At 66.4% G+C, this 19,554-nt stretch carries 20 protein-coding genes; 18 read left to right on the forward strand and 2 right to left on the reverse strand.

Annotated features, from left to right (window positions below):
* Positions 1 to 35: 35 nt before the first annotated feature.
* Positions 36 to 620: an Rv1363c family protein gene (locus FHU31_RS22670; RefSeq protein ID WP_208411144.1), complete on the forward strand. Its 585-nt coding sequence runs from the start codon at positions 36 to 38 to the stop codon at positions 618 to 620.
* 5 nt (positions 621 to 625) lie between these two features.
* Here the strand turns inward: FHU31_RS22670 and FHU31_RS22675 are convergent, their stop codons facing one another.
* Positions 626 to 1,423: an SDR family NAD(P)-dependent oxidoreductase gene (locus tag FHU31_RS22675; RefSeq protein ID WP_167162651.1), complete on the reverse strand. Its 798-nt coding sequence runs from the start codon at positions 1,421 to 1,423 to the stop codon at positions 626 to 628.
* Between the two features lie 114 nt (positions 1,424 to 1,537).
* Between FHU31_RS22675 and fabG the strand changes: the two genes are divergently transcribed.
* The 13 genes from fabG (at position 1,538) to FHU31_RS22740 (ending at position 14,712) form a co-directional block, all read left to right on the forward strand.
* A complete protein-coding gene (gene fabG / locus FHU31_RS22680) occupies positions 1,538 to 2,284 on the forward strand; it encodes a 3-oxoacyl-ACP reductase FabG (protein ID WP_167162653.1) in 747 nt (248 codons plus the stop codon).
* Positions 2,281 to 3,051, forward strand: a complete 771-nt coding sequence (locus FHU31_RS22685; protein WP_167162655.1) for an enoyl-CoA hydratase/isomerase family protein — start codon at positions 2,281 to 2,283, stop codon at positions 3,049 to 3,051. The genes fabG and FHU31_RS22685 overlap by 4 nt, the downstream gene beginning before the upstream one ends.
* Positions 3,048 to 3,851 carry an enoyl-CoA hydratase/isomerase family protein gene (locus FHU31_RS22690; RefSeq protein WP_167162657.1) on the forward strand — a complete coding sequence of 268 codons (804 nt, stop codon included), beginning with the start codon at positions 3,048 to 3,050 and terminating at the stop codon, positions 3,849 to 3,851. Before FHU31_RS22685 ends, FHU31_RS22690 begins: the two co-directional genes overlap by 4 nt.
* On the forward strand, positions 3,848 to 4,633 hold the full coding sequence (locus FHU31_RS22695; protein WP_167162659.1) for an enoyl-CoA hydratase/isomerase family protein: 786 nt from the start codon (positions 3,848 to 3,850) through the stop codon (positions 4,631 to 4,633). Before FHU31_RS22690 ends, FHU31_RS22695 begins: the two co-directional genes overlap by 4 nt.
* Positions 4,630 to 5,898, forward strand: coding sequence for an aromatic ring-hydroxylating oxygenase subunit alpha (locus FHU31_RS22700; RefSeq protein WP_090364166.1), 1,269 nt, complete (start codon positions 4,630 to 4,632; stop codon positions 5,896 to 5,898). The genes FHU31_RS22695 and FHU31_RS22700 overlap by 4 nt, the downstream gene beginning before the upstream one ends.
* A gap of 5 nt (positions 5,899 to 5,903) precedes the next feature.
* Positions 5,904 to 6,437 (forward strand): aromatic-ring-hydroxylating dioxygenase subunit beta, encoded by a 534-nt coding sequence (locus FHU31_RS22705; RefSeq protein WP_167162661.1) that lies wholly within the window; start codon positions 5,904 to 5,906, stop codon positions 6,435 to 6,437.
* A 9-nt stretch (positions 6,438 to 6,446) separates the two neighbouring features.
* Positions 6,447 to 6,701 carry a hypothetical protein gene (locus tag FHU31_RS22710; RefSeq protein WP_167162663.1) on the forward strand — a complete coding sequence of 85 codons (255 nt, stop codon included), beginning with the start codon at positions 6,447 to 6,449 and terminating at the stop codon, positions 6,699 to 6,701.
* Positions 6,698 to 7,903: an acetyl-CoA C-acetyltransferase gene (locus FHU31_RS22715; protein ID WP_167162664.1), complete on the forward strand. Its 1,206-nt coding sequence runs from the start codon at positions 6,698 to 6,700 to the stop codon at positions 7,901 to 7,903. The genes FHU31_RS22710 and FHU31_RS22715 overlap by 4 nt, the downstream gene beginning before the upstream one ends.
* Complete coding sequence (locus FHU31_RS22720) at positions 7,903 to 9,258, forward strand: OB-fold domain-containing protein (RefSeq protein ID WP_167162666.1); 1,356 nt, start codon at positions 7,903 to 7,905, stop codon at positions 9,256 to 9,258. Before FHU31_RS22715 ends, FHU31_RS22720 begins: the two co-directional genes overlap by 1 nt.
* Positions 9,248 to 10,450: an acetyl-CoA acetyltransferase gene (locus FHU31_RS22725; protein WP_167162668.1), complete on the forward strand. Its 1,203-nt coding sequence runs from the start codon at positions 9,248 to 9,250 to the stop codon at positions 10,448 to 10,450. Before FHU31_RS22720 ends, FHU31_RS22725 begins: the two co-directional genes overlap by 11 nt.
* Positions 10,451 to 10,535: 85 nt before the next feature.
* Positions 10,536 to 11,396, forward strand: a complete 861-nt coding sequence (locus FHU31_RS22730) for an SDR family oxidoreductase (protein ID WP_167162670.1) — start codon at positions 10,536 to 10,538, stop codon at positions 11,394 to 11,396.
* Between the two features lie 8 nt (positions 11,397 to 11,404).
* Complete coding sequence (locus FHU31_RS22735) at positions 11,405 to 13,006, forward strand: class I adenylate-forming enzyme family protein (RefSeq protein ID WP_167162672.1); 1,602 nt, start codon at positions 11,405 to 11,407, stop codon at positions 13,004 to 13,006.
* Entirely contained in the window at positions 13,003 to 14,712 is a 1,710-nt protein-coding gene (locus FHU31_RS22740) for a class I adenylate-forming enzyme family protein (RefSeq protein ID WP_167162674.1), read from the forward strand. Before FHU31_RS22735 ends, FHU31_RS22740 begins: the two co-directional genes overlap by 4 nt.
* On the opposite strand, the gene FHU31_RS22745 is transcribed toward FHU31_RS22740, so the two are convergent.
* The gene (locus FHU31_RS22745; RefSeq protein ID WP_234901552.1) at positions 14,709 to 15,731 is read right to left on the reverse strand and encodes an MBL fold metallo-hydrolase; all 1,023 of its coding nucleotides are present in this window, start codon (positions 15,729 to 15,731) and stop codon (positions 14,709 to 14,711) included. The two genes, FHU31_RS22740 and FHU31_RS22745, sit on opposite strands and share 4 nt — an antisense overlap.
* 180 nt (positions 15,732 to 15,911) lie before the next feature.
* On the opposite strand from FHU31_RS22745, the gene FHU31_RS22750 reads away from it, so the two are divergent.
* Genes FHU31_RS22750 through FHU31_RS22765 form a run of 4 tightly spaced genes read left to right on the forward strand, consistent with a single transcriptional unit; the run spans position 15,912 to position 19,554 of the window.
* Complete coding sequence (locus FHU31_RS22750) at positions 15,912 to 16,922, forward strand: phosphotransferase family protein (protein WP_167162676.1); 1,011 nt, start codon at positions 15,912 to 15,914, stop codon at positions 16,920 to 16,922.
* Positions 16,916 to 17,881, forward strand: coding sequence for a DUF7064 domain-containing protein (locus tag FHU31_RS22755; RefSeq protein WP_167162678.1), 966 nt, complete (start codon positions 16,916 to 16,918; stop codon positions 17,879 to 17,881). The genes FHU31_RS22750 and FHU31_RS22755 overlap by 7 nt, the downstream gene beginning before the upstream one ends.
* Positions 17,882 to 17,900: 19 nt before the next feature.
* A complete protein-coding gene (locus FHU31_RS22760) occupies positions 17,901 to 18,353 on the forward strand; it encodes a MaoC family dehydratase (RefSeq protein WP_167162680.1) in 453 nt (150 codons plus the stop codon).
* A complete protein-coding gene (locus FHU31_RS22765) occupies positions 18,343 to 19,554 on the forward strand; it encodes an enoyl-CoA hydratase-related protein (RefSeq protein ID WP_167162682.1) in 1,212 nt (403 codons plus the stop codon). The genes FHU31_RS22760 and FHU31_RS22765 overlap by 11 nt, the downstream gene beginning before the upstream one ends.

Raw genomic sequence — 19,554 nt, forward strand, 5'->3', positions numbered from 1 at the left:
TTCATCATCAGTTCCGAACCGCGAGAAGGATACCCGTGACCGCCCCCAGCATGACCAGCGCGCCGACCTCATCCGCCGACCTCATCGACGAGGAAAGCGAGCCGGCGACCTCGACGAATTCGGTGGCAAAGAACCGTATGTCATGGCGGCAGGTCGTCGCCTATATCGTGGTGCCGCTGCTTGTGGTCGTACTCGGCGGCGTCACCGGATGGTTGAAGTGGGTGGACGGATCCTCGCGGGATGCCCGGGCGGCCGCGACCGCGTCGGTCCAGGCCGCCCGCGATGGCACCGTCGCGCTGCTTTCCTACCAGCCGGATACCGTCGAGCAGACGCTCGGCGCCGCTCAGGCGCGGCTCACGGGCGCGTTCCGTGACTCCTACGCAAAGCTGATCCATGATGTGGTGATCCCCGGCGCTCGGGAGAAGAAGATCTCGGCGATCGCGAACGTACCTGCAGCGGGCTCGATTTCGGCAACCGGCGACCACGCAGAGGTCTTGGTCTTCGTCAATCAGACGTCGATCGTCGGTACCGATGCGCCCACCGACACCGCCTCATCAGTGCGGGTCGGTCTGGACAAGGTCGATGGGCAGTGGTTGATCTCCTCGTTCGAGCCCATCTGACCGGGTCACGGCATCGTGTAGCCGCCGCTCACCGAGATCATCTGCCCGGTCACCTGGCGTGCGGCCAGCGGCGAGGAGAACCACAGCACCGCCCGAGCGACATCCTCGGCGGTCGTCAACCGGCGCATCGGGGTGTCCTTGAGCATGAACTCGATCTGGTTGGGGTTGAACACTTCGTCTTCGCCCACGGCCCAGAGGCTGGAGGCGCCCACGGCGTCGGCACTCTCCGGCATCACCAGACCAGGACAGACGATGTTGGAGCGGATTCCATGGCGGCCGTGTTCACGTGCGGTGGTACGCGCGAACGCGACCATGGCGGCCTTCGACGCGCCGTAGATGCCCTGGCGTATCTGACCGAACGCCGCGTCGCTGGCGATGAAGACCAACGCGCCACCGCCGTCGTTCTTCATCGGGCCGATGGCCGCCTGGGTGGTGGCCACCGCGCTGTAGAAGTTCACCTCGATGGTGCGCTGCCATTTGTCGCGATCGGTATCGGTGGCGACGAAACCGGGCACACTCCAGCCGGCGTTGTTGACCACCACATCGACACCACCCCAGGTGGTGACCGCCAGGCCGATGGTGTCCTCCGCGCCCCCGGGGGTCGTCAGATCGTTGATGGCCAGTTCCACTGCTTCGGCTCCGAGGTCGAGGGCCTCGTCCCGCACCTTCTTGGCCTGAGGTTCGTCGATGTCGTTCAACACGATTCGGGCGCCCTCGGCGGCGTATGCGTGCACGATTCCCCGGCCGATGTTGGAGGCGCCGCCGGTCACGACGACCCGTGCTCCTGACAGTCCCAGATCCATGGTGGTCCTTCTTCCTCGACGTGGCCTGTTGAATCACCGTAGCCACTTGATTTAACCTAGATTAGAAATATCGGCTAGATTTGTCTATGCCGGAGGTGTCGACGGGAGACGGGTATGGAGAAACTGCTGCAGGGCAAGGTTGCGGTGGTCACCGGCGCCGCCCAGGGGATCGGCCTCGAGATCGCGCGCACGTTGCATCAGCACGGAGCACAGGTGGTGCTGGCCGATCTCGACGGGGACGCCACGGCCCGTGCGGCAGGCGACATCGCCACCCCGGATCTCGACTGTGTCGGCGCGGTGTGCGATGTGACGGCAGAAGACCAGGTGCAGACGCTGGTGGCGAACACGTGTCGCGACTTCGGCCGCCTGGACGTGTTCGTCAACAACGCCGGCATCACGCGTGACGCCTCCCTGAAGAAGATGCAGGTCGCCGACTTCGACGCGGTCATCACGGTGCACTTGCGCGGTACCTGGCTCGGTATCCGTGAGGCTTCGGCGGTGATGCGGGAGCAGAAGTCCGGCAGCATCGTCAACATCTCGTCGCTGTCGGGGAAGTCGGGTAATCCCGGCCAGACCAACTACAGCGCCGCCAAGGCCGGAATCGTGGGACTGACGAAGGCCGCCGCCAAAGAGGTGGCCCACCACAATGTGCGGATCAATGCGGTGCAACCCGGTCTGATCCGCACGCCGATGACCGCGGCCATGCCCCCGGATGTCTTCGCTCAGCGCGAGGCCGATGTGCCGATGAAGCGTGCCGGCGAACCGGGCGAGGTTGCCGGTGCCGTCGTGTTCCTGGGCTCAGAACTGTCCAGCTACATCACCGGAACGGTGATCGAAGTGGGTGGCGGGAGGTACATGTGAAATCTGTTCTCACCGATATCGAAGGCGGTATCGGGCGCATTACGCTGAATCGGCCGGATCGGATGAACGCGATCAACGTCGCGCTCGGCCATGCGCTGGAGAGCGCGATCGACCAGCTCGGCGACCGCCAGGACGTCAATGTCATCGTGATCCGCGGGGCCGGCGGGAATTTCTGCGCCGGAGGCGATTTCGACGAAGTCCAGAGGTTGCGTGCCGAAGGCTCCGCCGAGTTGCGGACGTTGTTCACCTCGTTCAAAGCCGCCTGTGAGGCGATCACCCGCGCGAAGGTGCCGGTTGTCGCAGTTGTCGAAGGTGTGGCCATGGCCGGTGGCTTCGAGCTGATGCAGGCCGCCGACATCGTGCTGGTCGCGAACGAGGCACGAATCGCGGACAACCACATCAACTTCGGCATGATCCCCGGCGGGGGGAGCACCGCACGTCTGCCGCGCCTGCTCGGTCGGCAGCAGGCCCTGGGGCTGCTGTTGTCCGGCGACAAGATCACCGGTTCGGCTGCCGTCGACTTGGGCTTGGCCTACAAGAGCTTTCCCGCGGACACCTTCGACGAATCCGTCGAAGTGTTCCTGGCGAAACTGGCCGGACGTGACCGCTCGGCTCTCACCACCGTCAAGCGGCTGGTGACCGATGGTCTGAACAAGGATTTCGACATCGCAAACGCCGATGAGACCGATGCCGTCGTGTGGCGGATCGGCGGTCAGGCCGGCCAAGCCGGGGTATCGGCATTCAAGAACAGAGAGGTCAAGGCATGACCACAGCGATCGACGCCGCAGTATTACGAGAGGTCGCGCCCAACGGTGTCGCCAGTATCCGGCTGAACCGCCCCGGCACGTCGAACGGTCTCAACGTCGAAACCCTCAAGGCACTGCACGAGGCGGTGCTCGCCTGCCACGCCGACCCCGCGGTCACGGTGGTGCTGCTCACCGGAGCAGGCCGTAATTTCTGCGCCGGCGGTGACATTCACACCTTCGAATCCAAAGGTGAGGCGCTGCCGGATTACCTGCGCGAAGCCACCGCCTGGCTGCAGCTGGCCACCGCTGCCCTCATCCAACTGCGGGTACCGGTGGTCACCGCCGTACAAGGGTTCGCGGCCGGTGGCGGCGGACTCGGACTGGTCTGCGCCTCCGACATTGTGATCGCCGCGCAGTCGGCCAAGTTCTTCTCCGGGGCCGTGCGGGTCGGGATGGCACCCGATGGCGGGTCCTCGGTCACTCTCACGCAGCTGGTGGGGTTGCGGCAGGCGCTGCGCATCCTGCTCACCAACCCCACGTTGACTGCGACCGAGGCCGCGGCGATCGGACTGATCACCGAGGTCGTCGACGATGCCGACCTCACCGATCGCGCCGAGACCATCGCCGCCGAGCTGGCTGCGATGCCCACCAAGGCACTGTCGGCCACCAAACGGCTGGTGTGGTCGGGTGTCGGTGCCTCGATCGAGGAGCGGCTCCCGGAGGAATCGCGCACCGTCTCGGAGTTGTCCGGCACAGCCGATGCCCTGGAGGGGCTTCGCGCCGTCATCGAACGGCGAGCACCGAAGTTCACCGGGCGATGAACGTCCTCATCGAGGATGACGGCGCCGTGCGCACCCTCACCCTCAATCGCCCGCAGGTGCGCAACGCGATCGACATCCCGCTGCGGCTGGAACTGGCCGATGCCCTCGAATCGGCGGACGCCGACGCCGGGGTGCGGGCGATCATCCTCACCGGTGCGGGCAGCACATTCTGCTCGGGCGGTGACATCTCCACGATGAAGCTCATGTCCGAAGCCGAGGCCATGGACCGCGCGCAGCTGGCACAGCGCGTGATCCGGGCGATCTGGAACACGCCGAAACCGGTCATCGCCGCGGTCGAAGGCGCCGCATTCGGTGCGGGCGCCGCGCTGGCCGCGGCCTGCGACCGCGTCGTCGCCGGCAGCGACGCCCGTTTCGCGACGACCTTCACCAACGTCGGTCTCGCCGGCGACATGGGCGCATTCGCGTCGCTGCCACGTCGTGTCGGCACGGCCCGTGCCCGGCAGATGCTGCTGCTCCCGCAACCGATCGACGCACGGGTTGCCGAGAGTTGGGGGCTGGTCGACGCCACCACCGAACCCGGCGCGGCTCTCGCGACCGCGCACGTCGACGCGCACCGGCTCGCCGCGGGACCTGCGCAGGCCTATGGCGTCATCAAGGCCCTGCTGGCCATCAGTCCCACGCTGCCTCCGGTCGAGGTTCTCGATCACGAAGCCGCGCATCAGGCACGACTGTTCGGCAGCGACGACTTCGCCGAAGGCGTCGCCGCCTTCGGCGAGAAGCGGCGACCCTCGTTCGGCCCACGACAAGGAGTTCACTCATGACCTCTGTCATCGATCCCTCAGCGGACACCGGCAGCCGGTACGACCGGCTGATCCGGCCGGAGAAGGTGCACGGCACGCTGTACACCGATGCCTCGATCTACGCCGAAGAACTGGCCAAGATCTGGTACCGCACCTGGGTGTTCGTCGGCCACGAGAGTGAGGTCGCCCAGCCCAACGACTACGTGCGCAAGAAGCTCGGACCCCAGGACGTCATCATGACCAGGGACCGGGACGGCGAGGTGCACCTGCTGCTCAATCGGTGCGCTCATCGTGGCAACCAGGTGTGTGATGACGCCAAGGGCAACTCCAGCACCTTCCGTTGCCCGTACCACGGCTGGACCTTCCGAAATGACGGCGAGCTCATCGGATTTCCGTTCTTCAAGGGTTACGGCGACCGTAAGCTGGACCTCGCGATGGGGCGGGTACCGCGCGTGGACTCCTACGGCGGCTTCGTCTTCGGCAGCTTTGCACCCGACGGGCCGTCGCTGGTCGAGCATCTGGGTGCCGCCGCCGGCGAGATCGACCGGCTGACCCGGCTGTCGCCGGAGGGCCGGGTGGAACTCACCGCCGGCTGGCTTCAGCACAAGGCGCAGGCCAACTGGAAGTTGCTGGCCGAGAACGAGACCGATGGCTACCACCCCCAGTTCGTGCACGGATCCATCTTCGGCGTCACCGGCAGCACCATCGGCCCGCTCTACAGTGACTCCTCGACCGCGGTGACCCGAGACCTCGGCGGCGGACACAGCGAGAACGACCTGCGGCCGGAGTTCCGCAAGTACGCCGAGCCGATGCGCTGGTTCGGCACCACCGAATCACGGGTGCCCCACTACGTTGCCGCGATGCGGGCCAAGCATGGGGAGGCCGCCGAGCAGATCCTCATCGAAGGCGCGCCGCACGTGATGATCTTCCCGAACCTGTTCATCGCCGAAATTCAGGTCTTCAACATCCAGCCGGTCGCGGTGGACCAGTGCGTGCAGTACGCCACCGCGGTCCAACTGGCCGGCGCGCCAGAACTGAATCGCCGCATGGTTTCTCAGTGCATCGGCTCGGTGGGACCGGCAGGCATGCTGCTCGCCGACGACACCGAGATGTATGAGCGCAATCAGCAGGGCATCGCCGCCCTGACCCCGGAGTGGCTCGATGTGCGCCGGGGGATGAACCGCGAAACCGTCGACGAGAACGGATTCAAGATCGGTACCAATACCGATGAGACGGGGATGCGCGGCTTCTGGTCCCACTACAAGACGCTGATGGAAAGGGACTGAGCACCGTGACCACGTCACTGCACGGCTCGGACGTGCTCGAGGCGGCGCCCGAGGAGTTCGATCGATTCGCCGTCGAACAGTTCCTCTACCGCGAGGCGCGCTACGCGGACGAGAACAACTACGACGCGTGGGAGTCCCTCTGGACCGATGATGCGTTGTACTGGGTGCCTGCCGACTCAGGCGGATCCGACCCCACGCGTCAGATGTCGATCATCTACGACAACCGCAGCCGAATCTCGACCAGGCTCAAACAAGTGCGTACCGGGCGCCGGTACGCGCAGGCTCCGCCGTCACATCTGCGACGGCTGATCTCCAACATCGAATTCCTCGGTGGGCGACCGAATCCCGAAGGCTCCCTCGATCTTGAGGTCGGGGCGAACTTCCTTGTCGTCGAATCGCGCCCGCGCGGCAACCACATCTGGGGCGGCCGGGTCACCTACCGTCTGCGCCTCGTCGATGGGCAGATGCGGCTGGCGTACAAGAAGGTGCAGCTGGTCGACGCCGACCAGCCGGTGCCGTCACTGAGCTTCCTCATCTAAGGAGCATTCATGGGAATCCAGTTCGACGAGTCGGCACCGGTGACGATTCCGGGGGTGGGTGCCGTCATCGGCAGCGAGTTCGCCGAGGTCGCCGTGAGCATCGATGACCAGGCCAATTCGCCACGGCTGAAGTTGGTGGACCTGCGCACGGGCCGGGTGCGTTTCCTCGACGCACTCGAACTCGAGACCATCGTGTGGTTACCCGACGAGCGGCTCAACAGCCTGCTCGACCCGTCGGCCGATCGCTGGCGGGGCGACAAATGAGGCGCGCCGCCATCGTCGCGCCGCTGCGCACACCGGTGGGCACCTTCGGTGGCAGCCTGCGGCCGCTTCGGGCCGAAGACCTCGCGGCGCACGTCATCAAGTCCGTGGTCGCCCAGAGTGGTATCGATCCCGAGGTCATCGAAGACGTCGTCATGGCGCAGTCCTATGCCAACTCCGAGGCCCCGTGTATCGGTCGGTGGGCGGCCCTGCACGCCGGATTGCCGATCACCGTCTCCGGCCTGCAGATCGACCGTCGCTGTGGTGGTGGGCTGCAAGCCGTCATCACGGCAGCGATGACGGTGCAGACCGGTGCGGCCGATGTCGTCCTGGCCGGCGGTGTGGAGTCGATGAGCAATATCGAGCACTACACCACCACCGCCCGGTGGGGTTCGCGGTCCGGTAACCAGATGCTCTACGACCGCCTGGACCGTGGGCGCGAATTGTCGCAGCCGGTATGGCGGTTCGGTCCCATCAGCGGAATGATCGAAACCGCGGAGAATCTCGCCTCCGATTACGGTATCGACAGGTCGGCTGCGGACGAGTTCGCGGTGCGAAGCCATCGACGCGCCGTCGCGGCACAGGACAACGGCCTCTTCGACGACGAACTGGTCAGCGTGGAGGTGCCTCAGCGGCGCGGTGATCCGATCGTGGTGGTCGCCGATGAGGGCGTGCGGCCCGACACCACCATCGACACCCTGGCGCGACTGCGTACGGTCCAGCCGGGTGGCACCGTCACCGCGGGGAATGCCGCCCAACAGAACGATGCCGCCGCCGCGTGTCTCGTCGTGGCCGAGGATCGGCTGGAGTCGCTGGGCCTGGAACCGATCGGATTCCTGGAAGGCTGGGCCGCGGTCGGTTGCGAGCCCTCCCGGATGGGGATCGGGCCGGTCGGCGCGGTCGAGAAGCTTTTCAGCCGAACGGGTTTGACCTTTGATGACCTCGCGTTGATCGAGATCAACGAGGCCTTCGCCGTCCAGGTGCTGGCGGTGCTGTCCGGGTGGGGGCTCAAGCCGGCCGATGTCGAGGACCGATTGAACGTGAACGGTTCGGGCATCTCGCTCGGCCACCCGATCGGGGCGACCGGCGTGCGCATCCTGGCCACCATGCTTCACGAACTTCGGCGCCGCGGTGGGGGGCTGGCCCTGGAGACGATGTGCATCGGCGGCGGGCAGGGGATCGCTGCCGTGTTCAGGGGGGCATAGTGACGTTCGGATTGCTGCGGTACGGCAGCTACCTGCCCCGTCATCGACTGAGTGCAGCCGATATCGGCCTGCGCAAGGGTGACCGGGTGGTCGCCTCGTACGACGAAGACTCGACCACCATGGCCGTCAGCGCTGCCGGCCTGGTGGTGAAGCCAGGTGCGCACCCGGGTGCGCTCTACCTGGCCACCACCACGCCCGCCTACGCCGACAAGACGAACGCGAGCGCGGTGCACGCGGCACTCGGTCTGCCCACCGAGGTGTTGGCCGCCGATCTGGGCGGTACGGCCCGCAGCGCCATCGCCGGATTGCTCGCCTGCGCGCGGGGTGGGGGACTGGTCATCGCCGCCGACGTGCGCGTCGGCAAACCGGGGTCGGCCGACGAGAAGACCGGCGGCGATGGCGCGGCGGCCCTCTGGTTCGGCGACGGCGACCCGATCGCCGAGATTCTCGCAGCCCGTTCGCAGACCGACGAGTTCCTGGACCGGTGGCGGGATCCGGCGTCCACCACCGGGTACCAGTGGGAGGAACGGTTCGGGGCCGAGCGCTACAGCGCGTTGATCCGGTCGACCGCGCGCGAGGCGCTGGATGCGGCCGGCCTGGCCGATGCCGATCACGTCGTCCTCGCCTGTCCGAACACGGCTGTGGTCAAGCGCGCCGCCACCTTGGTCAAAGGCCAGAAATCGGTCATCACCTCGCCCGTCGGGCACACCGGTGCCGCCGATCCGCTCATCGCCCTGGCCGGCGCCCTCGATACCGCCGAACCGGGCGAGACCATCCTGCTGCTGTCGGCCGTGGACGGCTGTGACGCCGTCGTCTTCCGCACCACTGCCGCGCTCACCGGGGCTCGTCAGCGCACAGCGCTCAGCGCGCAGCGCGGTGGCGGACTCCCGGTGCCGCACCTGACCTACCTGTCGTGGCGCGGACTCGTCGAACGGGAATCGCCGCGCAGGCCCGAACCCGATCGGGCTGCTGCGCCACCGGCCGCACGATCGCAGCGATGGAAGTTCGGATTCACCGGATCACGCTGCACGCACTGCGGTTTCACCCATCTGCCGCCGACGCGCGTGTGCCGATCGTGCGCCGCGGTCGACGATATGGTCGACGTCGCGGCCGGGCAGTTGGCCGGTACGGTCGTCACCTACACGGTGGACAGGCTGGCGTTCTCGCCGTCGCCGCCGATGGTGCAGGCCGTGATCGACATCGACGGCGGCGGACGGTGCACCCTGGAGGTGGCCGATGCCCGACCCTCGGAGTTGAACGTCGGCAGCCGGGTTCGGTTCTCCTTCCGGCGGCTGTTCACCGCCGGCGGTGTGCACGACTACTTCTGGAAGGCGGTGCAGGACAGTGCCGAGTAACGGAATCGCAGGCAAGGTCGCGGTCGTGTCCATGGGCTGCAGCAAGTTCGGCGAACGCTGGGACGCCTCCACCGATGACCTCATCCTCGAGGCCTACCAGGAATGCCTTGCCGGTGTGCCCCAGGTCGGTCGCGCGGATGTGGACGCCTACTGGCTCGGCACGTTGAGCTCGGGCCTGGGCGGTCTGACCCTGAGCCGCGCGATCGGTAGCGACGACAAACCGGTCACCCGTGTCGAGAACTTCTGTGCCACCGGTTCGGAGGCATTCCGCAATGCGTGCTACGCCGTCGCCGCGGGCGCCTACGACATCGTGATGGCAGTGGGTGTGGAGAAGCTCAAGGACTCGGGCTATTCGGGGCTGTTACGTCAGGACCCGCCGGGCGACGGTACCGCGCCGGAGATCTCGATGACCGCGCCGGCCGCTTTCTCGTTGCTCGATCCCGCCTACTGCGACCGTTTCGGCGTGCATCCCGACGAGATGCGGGCCGCGATGACACACGTCGCGTGGAAGAACCACGACAACGGCACGCGAAACCCGAAGGCGCAGTTCCGTTCCCCGGTGGCCCGCGAGACCATCGACGGTGCCCCGAAGGTGGCCGGCCGCCTCGGGGTGTTCGACTGCTCCGGTGTGTCCGACGGTGCGGCCTGCGCCCTGATCGTCTCCGCCGAGCGGGCACACGAGTTCACCGACACACCCATGTACGTCGAGGCGCTGTCGCTGATCGCGGGATCGACGCGTGGATCGATGGACTCGGCGTATGACTACACGACATTTCCCGAGGTGGTGAAGGCGGCCAAAGATGCCTACGCCCAGGCGGGAATCGAGCGGCCGGCCGAGCAGCTGTCGCTGGCCGAGGTGCACGACTGCTTCACACCGACCGAGATCGTGTTGATGGAGGACCTGGGGTTCTCCGACACCGGGCAGGCCTGGAAGGACGTGCTGGCGGGCGAATTCGACGCGGGCGGACGGCTGCCGGTCAATCCCGACGGCGGGTTGAAGTCGTTCGGTCACCCGGTGGGCGCCAGTGGATTGCGCATGCTCTACGAGGCGTGGCTGCAATTCCGTGGGCAAGCCGGCGAACGACAGCTGGCCGATCCGCACACCGCGCTGACGCACAATCTCGGTGGGCGGCCCGGTGGGTGCGTGTCGTTCGTATCGGTGGTGTCACGGGAGCCGCGCCGGCTCCAGTAGGGGGCGGCGCGCTGCGACTGCCTTGACGCGAGACTTTTTTCTAACCTAGATTCAATCGCAAAGCACAGTTAACGGAGGAGTTCAAGTGTCGGGTGTTCAAGACAAGGTTGTCGTTGTCACGGGTGCGGGAAACGGCTTGGGGCGCTCGTACGCCCGGTTCCTGGCGGCCAACGGCGCACTCGTCGTCGTCAATGACCTCGGTGGCGCTCGGGACGGCTCCGGCGCGGGAACCCAGGCCGCCGACACCGTGGTCGAGGAGATCCGCAGCGCCGGCGGAAAGGCAGTGGCGAGCTACGATTCCGTGGCCGATGAAAGTGGTGCGGCGGCGATCATCGACACCGCGCTCAACGAGTTCGGCGCGGTGCACGGCGTGGTGAGCAACGCCGGCATCCTGCGCGATGGCGCCTTCCACAAGATGACGGCAGACAGCTGGGACGCCGTGCAGAAGGTGCACCTCTACGGTGGTTTCAACGTGATCCGTGCCGCGTGGCCGCACTTCCGCGAGCAGAAGTTCGGCCGGATCGTCGTCGCGACCTCCACCAGCGGCCTGTACGGCAACTTCGGCCAGGCGAACTACGCGGCCGCCAAGGCCGGTCTGGTCGGTCTGATCAACACGTTGGCGATCGAAGGCGCGAAGTACTCCATCACCGCGAACGCCATTGCGCCCATGGCGGCGACCCGGATGACTGCCGACATCGCCCCGCAGGAGTTGTTGGACAAGCTGAATCCCGAACTCGTCGCTCCGGCGGTCGGCTATCTGGTCTCTGCCGAGAACGAGGACACCGCATCGGTGTTCGTCGTCGGCGGAGGCCTGGTGCAGCGCGTGGCGCAGTTCCAGAACGACGGCGTCACCTTCACCGCCCAGCCCAGCCTGGCGGAGATCACGGCGAAGTGGTCGCAGATCAGCGACATGTCCGACGCCAAGCTCGGCAGCAACCCCGTCTGAGCGACACCATGAGATCTGCGCCGGCGTACCGGGAGGGCGATCGCTCGGTGCCGCTCATCGACGATTCGGTGGGTGGGTTGCTCGCGGCGCGAGCCGCAGATCACCCGGACACCGAAGCCGTGATCGGCGTCCGGCACGGTACGGGTGATATCGAACGGCTCACGTACGCAGCCCTTTTCGGCGAAGCGTGTCGGGTGGCAGCGGCGCTGTCGACGTTGGTGGAGCCCGGCCAGTACGTCGCCTTGTGGGCCCCCAACCTCGTCGAGTGGACCGTGATCCAGTACGGCGCCGCACTGGCCGGGGCCGTACTGGTCGCACTCAACCCGGTGCTGCGCGACGACGAACTCGACTACGCGTTGCGGCACAGCCGTGCCCATGTGTTGCTGCACGCCGATGTCAGCCGCGGGTACGCGATGGGTGAAGTCGCAGAGCGCGTGTGCGCGGATATCCCTGGTCTGCGGCGAATCTCGCTGTCAGAACGTGAGGTGTGGCTGGCCCCGGCGGCAGCAGCCTCGGCACCCGAGATCAGTGCTGACTCGCCGGTCATGCTGCAGTACACCTCGGGTACCACCGGTCGCCCCAAGGGTGTGCTGTTGACCCACCGGGCCCTGGTCAACGTGGCCAAACTGACGATGGAAGCCACGGGGGCACCCCCCAAGGCGCGGTGTTTCAATCCGTTGCCGTTGTTCCACACCGCGGGGTGTGTCATCGCCACCCTGGGGCCGCTCTGGTTGGCGGGCACCTCGGTATTGTGCGAGCGTTTCGCCGCGGACGAGGCGCTGGAAGCGATACGCCGGGAGAACGTCTCGGTGCTGTTCTACGTCCCGACGGTGCTGCACGCCCTGTTGCGGCGCCAGCGTGAGATCGATATGCCCGCAACGCAGTTGAGTGTCATCATGGGTGGGGCCTCGAATGTCGCCGCCGATCTGATCGACGGTGCGGCCTCGGTCTTCGGGGCGCACGTGTACAACCTGTTCGGCCAGACCGAGCTGGCGCCGGTGCTGTCGCTCACCCGTCCGGGGGACAGTCCGCAGGATCAGCTGAACACGGTGGGGCGGCAACTACCCCACCTGGATTGCAAGATCATCGATCCCGACACCGGGGCCACCGTCGGAGTCGGCGAGGTAGGGGAGATCTGTGCGCGCGGGTATCAGCAGTTCGTCGAGTACCTGCACGATCCGGAGGCGACCGCACGTGCTCTCGACCCGGACGGATTCGTGCGCACCGGTGACCTCGGTGCCATGGACCATCGTGGCTACCTCACCGTGACCGGCAGGCTGAAGGAGCTGATCATCCGCGGCGGTGAGAACATCTCACCCGCCGAGGTGGAGTCCATCATCGCCGACCACGACGAGATCATCGACGTGGTCGCCGTGGGACTTCCCGATGAGCGGATGGGTGAGATCGTCGCGGTGGCATGCCGGGTGGCCCAGGGGAACCGCGAAGGCCTGCGGGATCGCCTGATCGACCATGTCCGCACGCGCATGCCTTCCTACAAGGTGCCGGCTCGATGGTTCCTGGTCGACGAGTTCCCGCGGACGCCGACGGGTAAGGTGCAGCGGTTCGCCTTGCGCGACGCCATTCTCGAGCACGAACTGCACGAACTGTGACCGTGCGGCGGTCGATCGAGGAACGTCGCCAGGTGCTACGTCACCGATTTCCCTCATGGCGGCCGGTCAGTCTGGCCGGCTGGCTCGACGCGTGCGCCGAGAGGTATCCGTCGCGGCCCTTTGTGCTTGCCGACTCGGCGACGATGACCTATCGCGAGGTGGCCGAGGAATCCCGCAGACTCGCCGCCGGCCTGTTCGCCCTCGGGGTGCGGGCCGGCGACCGGGTGGGCATGCTGATGGCCAACTACCCCGAGTTCGTGAGTGTGAAGTTCGCGATCGCGTGCGTCGGGGCGATCGCCGTCCCGTTCAACTACCTCTACCGCGAGAACGAATTGGCCTTCGTACTGGCGGATTCCGGCTGCCGCGTGCTGGTCACCATGACGGAGTTCGGGTCATTGGACTATCAGCACATGCTCGACACCATCGTGCCGGGCTGGCACTCGCCGGGCTTCGCCGACCGGGACGCCGGCGCGGACGGTCTGGCGGAGTTGCGCCGGGTCGTCGTTCTCGACACCGGGGGTGAACCTCGGCGCGGTGCGCTGTCGGTGCGGTCGCTGGCGGACCTCGGAGGTGACGGCCCCGCCGCATCGTCGATTCAGGCCGTGGACCCGCTGTCTGCCGGCGACATGCTCTACACCTCGGGTACCACGGGCGCCCCGAAGGGCGTCGTGGTGACCCACGATGCGGTGCTGCGCACCGCGTACGCATCCGCCCTCACCCGCGCGTATGAAGACGGACGTCGAATCCTGTATTCGCTGCCCTGCTACCACATGTTCGGCTATGTCGAGGGTTTGTTGTCGGTGATGTTCGTCGGGGGAGCGGTGATCCTGCAGCCGACGTTCAGCGCGGAGGGCTACTTCCGGGGTATCGCCGAGCACCGCGCCACCGATCTGCTCTGTGTGCCGACCATGGCGGTTGCGATGGTGGAAAGCCCGGTGCGCGGGGACTACGACCTGAGCTCACTCCAGGCCGTCCTGTGCGGGTCCGCGCCCGCTCCACGATGGCTCTGGCCGCAGGTCACGCGGGATTTCGGTGTCACCGAGATCGTCACCGGCTACGGCATGACCGAATGCGGCGGGGCCATGACACTCACCCTGCCCGAGGATCCGCTCGACGTGCTCTGCGGGACCGTGGGCAAGCCGAAGCTGGCTGGTGCGGCCGGTGTGCCCGGGTCCGACGCGCTCGTGAGCTATCGCGCGGTCGATCCCGATACCGGCGAGACGATGCCGGCCGGGGTCGAAGGTGAGCTGCTCTCCGCCGGACCGACGGCCATGCTCGGGTACTGGAATCGCCCGCAGGACACCGCACGCACCCTTCGCGACGGGTGGCTGCACTCGGGGGACCTGGGATGTGTCGACGCCGACGGCTATCTTCGGGTCACCGGCCGGAGCAAAGAGCTCTACAAAAGCGGCGGCGAACTGGTCATGCCCAAGGAGATCGAAGACCTGCTGGCCGGGCATCCCGGCATCAGTCAGGTCTTCGCCGTGGGGCTCTCCGATGAGCGGTGGGGTGAGATCGGCTGTGCCGTGGTGGTTCCCGCTCCCGGCTGGCAGCTCACCGAGCAGGATGTGCTCGCTCTGTGCCGGCAGAAGCTGGCGCGGTTCAAAGTCCCGAAACGCGTCGTGTTCTATCGCGCGCAGGACCTGCCGACCACGCCCACGGGGAAGGTGCAGAAGTACCGCCTGGTGCAACAGTTGACCAGTTAGCGCACGGCGAAGTGCCGGACGCCGTCCACCACCGAACAGGTCACCACATTGCGCACCTCGAGCAAGTCCAGGTGAGATTGCACCTCGAGCACGGCGGTCATGCGGTGCACGATCTCCAACTCGTCGAGCGTCCGTTCGCGGCGGGTCCACCGCATCTCCGAGGCCACCTGCAGCGCCGTCGAACTTCCGGCAGCGACCAGATCGCCGATCTGGCGCAGTCGGGTCTCGTGGTGCTCGAGCAACTCCTGGGCGCGGGCATGCGTGGTCCGTGCGGTCGTGCCATGCGCGGGCAACATCCGGGCATCGGGCAGTCGCAGCACCAGGTTCAGCGAGTCGATATAGGAGCGTAGCGGGAGTTTCCCGGGCGCTCGTTCGAACGCGATCGACGGCGTGATGCGGGGCAGGAGATGGTCTCCGGTGAAGATCACACCCTGGTGGGTGTCCTCGAAGACGATGTGCCCCCGAGTATGACCGGGTGTGGCACGTACGACGATCTGCGTGGTGCCGCAGTCGATCACGTCACCATCGTCGAGCCAGCGATCCGGCGGGGCGAACGCCACATCCCGTTCGTAGGGTTCCCAGTCCAGAGAATCGATTTCGGCGGCGAGATCGGGTGCGCCGGCTTCTCTGAGTATGCCCACCTGATGGGGGTGGACGACGTCGGGCTGCGCCAAGAAGGCCGCGATGCTGTGTTGCTCCTCGCGGCCCAGCAGCAGTTCGATGCCGTATTGATCGCGCCACTTCACGCCGAGGGAGTAGTGGTCCCAATGCTGATGGGTGGCCACGATTCGCCGTACGTCGCGCGCGCAATATCCGAGGCTGTCCAGTGCGCCGAGGAGGATCGTCTCGGATTGCGGATAGGCCCACCCCGGATCGATCAGGGTCACCCCGTCGGGCGATTGCACGGCATAGGAATTCACCACCTGGAGGTCGGGTAGGGGCAGTGGCAACGCGACACACGTGACGGTATCGGTGACCTTCTCCGTGCTCGTGCTCATCTCGGCGGATGACTGTGACATGTGCGTTGCTCCCGTTCTGCTGTGCTGTACAAAATTTAACAGCAACTAGAAAAGTATGTTAGCGTGGCGATATAGGCGTGATGAACCCCGCTATGGGCGGTCGAGGCCGCATTCGAAAAAATATTGTCAGCGCGCAGGAGGGCGGCAGCGATGGTCATCAGATCGCCGCATCGGCCGCGTGTGTCGGCATACGATCGGCCGGTCTCGGGGCGGCCACGGGTGTTGGCGAGTTGGCTGGCCGACAAGGGTGAGGGGCCACACGGGCCCGTCACGGTGACCCGGTTGGGTCTCGGCTGCACGAACGCGACGTGGCTGGTCACCGATCAAGCCAGGCGGCAGTGGGTGTTGCGGGAGCGGATCAATCCCGACCCGCGCTCCTTCGACCGCGAAGCGACGTTGCTGACGCGGTTGCGGGCCGCCGGCCGGCCGGTTCCGCAGGTCGTCGGCTACGGCCAACAACGCGGCAGGCACTTCATGGTGCTGCGGTTCGTGCCCGGTGTGGTCCTCGACGACGAGATCCAGGCGTCGCGTCTGAACGCGGCTCAGCGTCGGCGGCTGGGCGAGAGCATCATCGACACACTGGCCGGCTTGCACACCGTGGATCCGCGGGTCATCGGACTGCCGGTGTTCGGCTCGTCGCACCTGGACCGGCAGATCGCCGCGGTTTCGGATGTCTGGATGTCCTTTGGCACCAGCAGCGTGCACGATTCGGCCTGGTGCGCCCTGCGCACCAGGCTGCTCGCCCGCAGACCGATGCGGGAGTCCCGGGTCGGGGTGGTGCACGGCGACTACCGGCTCGCCAACATCGTGACCCGGGAGGACGCGCAGGTCCGCACGGTTGTGGACTGGGAGCGTTGCACGGCCGGGAATCCGCTGATGGATCTGGCGTGGCTGCTCAACAGCTGGCGTGCACCGGGTGAGCCGATCGGCTGCCCGCTCAGTCCCACGCGGATCGGCGGCTTCTCGTCACGAGAGGAACTGGCCGGATTCTATGCCGACCGGACCGACATCGATCTGCATGAGGTGACCTTCTATCGGGCACTGGCCTACTGGACCTCGGCGACGCTTCTGCAGGCGGCCGAAACCCGGCGCCGCGCCGATGCGTCACGTCAGCTGTTGGGAAGCGTCGACGAGGAGATCACCTTCAGCCTCATCGAGGCTGCTTCGTTGTTGAGGAGGCCAACATGGTAGTGGCGCAGGACGATTACACCCATGTGGTCGGGCCGGAGCACAATTTCAACGAGTCGATGTACTTCGAGTTCCACGATCCGGCGACCGGTCTCGGTGGGTTTCTGCGACTCGCGAACCGGCCGAACGAAGGCATCGGGGAGCGCACGGTCTGCCTCTACCTTCCGGGTGGGGCGGTCGGTTTCGGATTCGATCGCCCGGCCGTGACCACCAATGCCGCGATGGACGCCGGTGGCCTGGTGGTCGAGGTGGTGCAGCCCATGGTGGAGATCGGAATTCGGTTCGCCGGTGAGGTCTCCGTGCTGGCCGACCCTCGGGTGATGCGTGATCCGAAGTCGGCGTTGACCTCGAGTCCGTTGGTGTCAGCGCAGGTTCACCTGCGCTACCGCGCCATCGCCGCACCGCATGAGCAGACCTTCGAGTCCGCAGGTCAGTCCTTCGCCCCCAACCACTACGAACAACTCTGTGCGGTGACCGGTCGTCTGGAGATCGGGGCACACGCCTACGAGGTGCTGGGGCATGGCCTGCGCGACCACTCCTGGGGGCCGCGGTCGTGGCAAGCCCCCTGGTTCTACCGGTGGCTGCACGGGTGCACCGCCGAATTCGGCTTCATGGCCGCGTATTTTGGCGACCCAGATGGCAGTAGCCGGTGCGGGGGATTCGTCTTCGACGGTGCGGACGTGCATCGCTGCGACGACGTCACCATTACCACCGTGCGCGACCAGGACGGTTTTCAGCAGCGCATCGACGTCACCCTCGTTGCCGGGGAGCGGCGTTGGCGACTGCGCGGTGAGGCGCTGTCCTCGGTCCCACTCAGACATCGCAGTGCCGATGGATCGGCGAGTACCCGCATCGTCGAATCCGCCATCCGTTGGCATCGCGAAGGCGAGGGCGAACTGTACGGAATGGCCGAGTACCTCGACCAGATACACGACGGACAACCCGTCGGAGAGCACGTCTAAAGAAAGGATCCCGCACGGCATGAGGGTTTTTCAGGATCTCGCGGAGTTCGAGACAGCGCACGGGGCCGAACTCGGCCCGACCGACTGGGTCGAGGTGGACCAGCAGCGCGTCAATGTGTTCGCGGATGCCACCGACGATCACCAGTGGATCCACGTCGACCCCGAGCGGGCCGCATCCGGGCCGTTCGGCGGTTCCATCGCGCACGGGCTTCTGACGTTGTCGCTGCTGCCGCGATTCATGCACGATCTGTACCGGGTGGACAACGTCACCATGGCCATCAACTACGGCTTCAACAAGGTCCGCTTCATCACCCCGGTGCCCGTGGGCGCCAAGCTTCGGGCCTCGTCGCGCATCACCCAGATCGACAAGCTCGACGCGGCGGTGCAGGCCACTTTGGTGACCACCGTCGAGGTGGAAGGCGCTGCCAAGCCGGCCGCCGTGATCGAATCGATTGTCCGCTATGTCGGTTGAGCTCACCAGGGACACGAAAGTCGCCACGGCAGAACGGCTCTACCAGGCGCTGGCCAAGGGTGACGTGGACGCACTGAATCAGCTTCTGGCGGCGGACTTCGTCGGCCACGCCGCACAGGGTCTGCCGCTGGGCATGGGGGGTACCCATGTGGGACCCGATGCCATGCGCGCGAAGTTGTGGTGGCGTATCGGTGAGCATTTCAAGGCACGTGCCGTGGCCGAGGACTTCCAGACACTGGAAGACGGCCGGCTGGTGGTGACTGGCACCTATCGTGGCAGTGCTCGTCGCTCGGGGGGCGAACTCGAGGCCGCCTTCGTCCACATCCTGTCGTTCGACGGCGACGGTCGCATCGTGTCACTGAACCAGCTGACCGACACCGCAGCCTGGCATGCCGCACTCGAGGGCGACGGCCGTCTGCAGACCATCGACTTCCGGGTGGAAGACGGGGTGGCGACGATCTGCCTGAATCGCCCCGCACAGCGCAACGCCATCAATCTGCGGATGGCCCAGGAGTTCTTGGAGGTGGCCCGCCGCATCGCCGCTGATCCCTCGGTGCGCGCCGTCCTGATCAGTGGTAGCGGCCCGGCGCTGACCGTGGGCGGTGATATCTCGTACTTCCTGGAAGGTGGGGGAGAAGGTTACGACCGGCTGTTCGAGCGGATGATCTGGCCGTTCCACGAGGCCTTCGACATCCTGAGTCGGATCGAAGCGCCCATTGTGGCGGCGGCGCACGGCGCGGTGGCCGGCGGTGGCATGGGGTTCGTCTATGCCGCCGACCTCGTGATTGCCGCCACCGGAACCCGGTTCGTTCCCGCCTTCGCCGCCATCGGGCTGTCGGGCGACGGCGGCGGTACCTATCACCTCCCACGGTTGATCGGACCGCGCCGGGCTGCCCAGGCGTATCTGCGTAATACGCCGATCAGTGTCGAGGAGGCCCTCGAGTGGGGCCTGGTCAACGAGATCGTGCCGGCCGACGAACTGCATGCTCGTGCCGCGGCGTTGGCTCGGGAGCTGGCCGAAGGGCCGACTGTCGCGTTCGCGACGATGCGGGCGTTGTTGCGGGAGAGCTGGGGCAACGACCTCACCGGACAGCTCGCCGCGGAATTGCGCGGCACCAAGAAGACAGGAATCACCCGCGATGCGGCGGGTGCGTTCACCGCGTTCGCCGAGAAGCGGACACCGACTTTCGAAGGACGATGA

This window comes from Mycolicibacterium fluoranthenivorans (assembly GCF_011758805.1).
Lineage (GTDB): Bacteria > Actinomycetota > Actinomycetes > Mycobacteriales > Mycobacteriaceae > Mycobacterium > Mycobacterium fluoranthenivorans.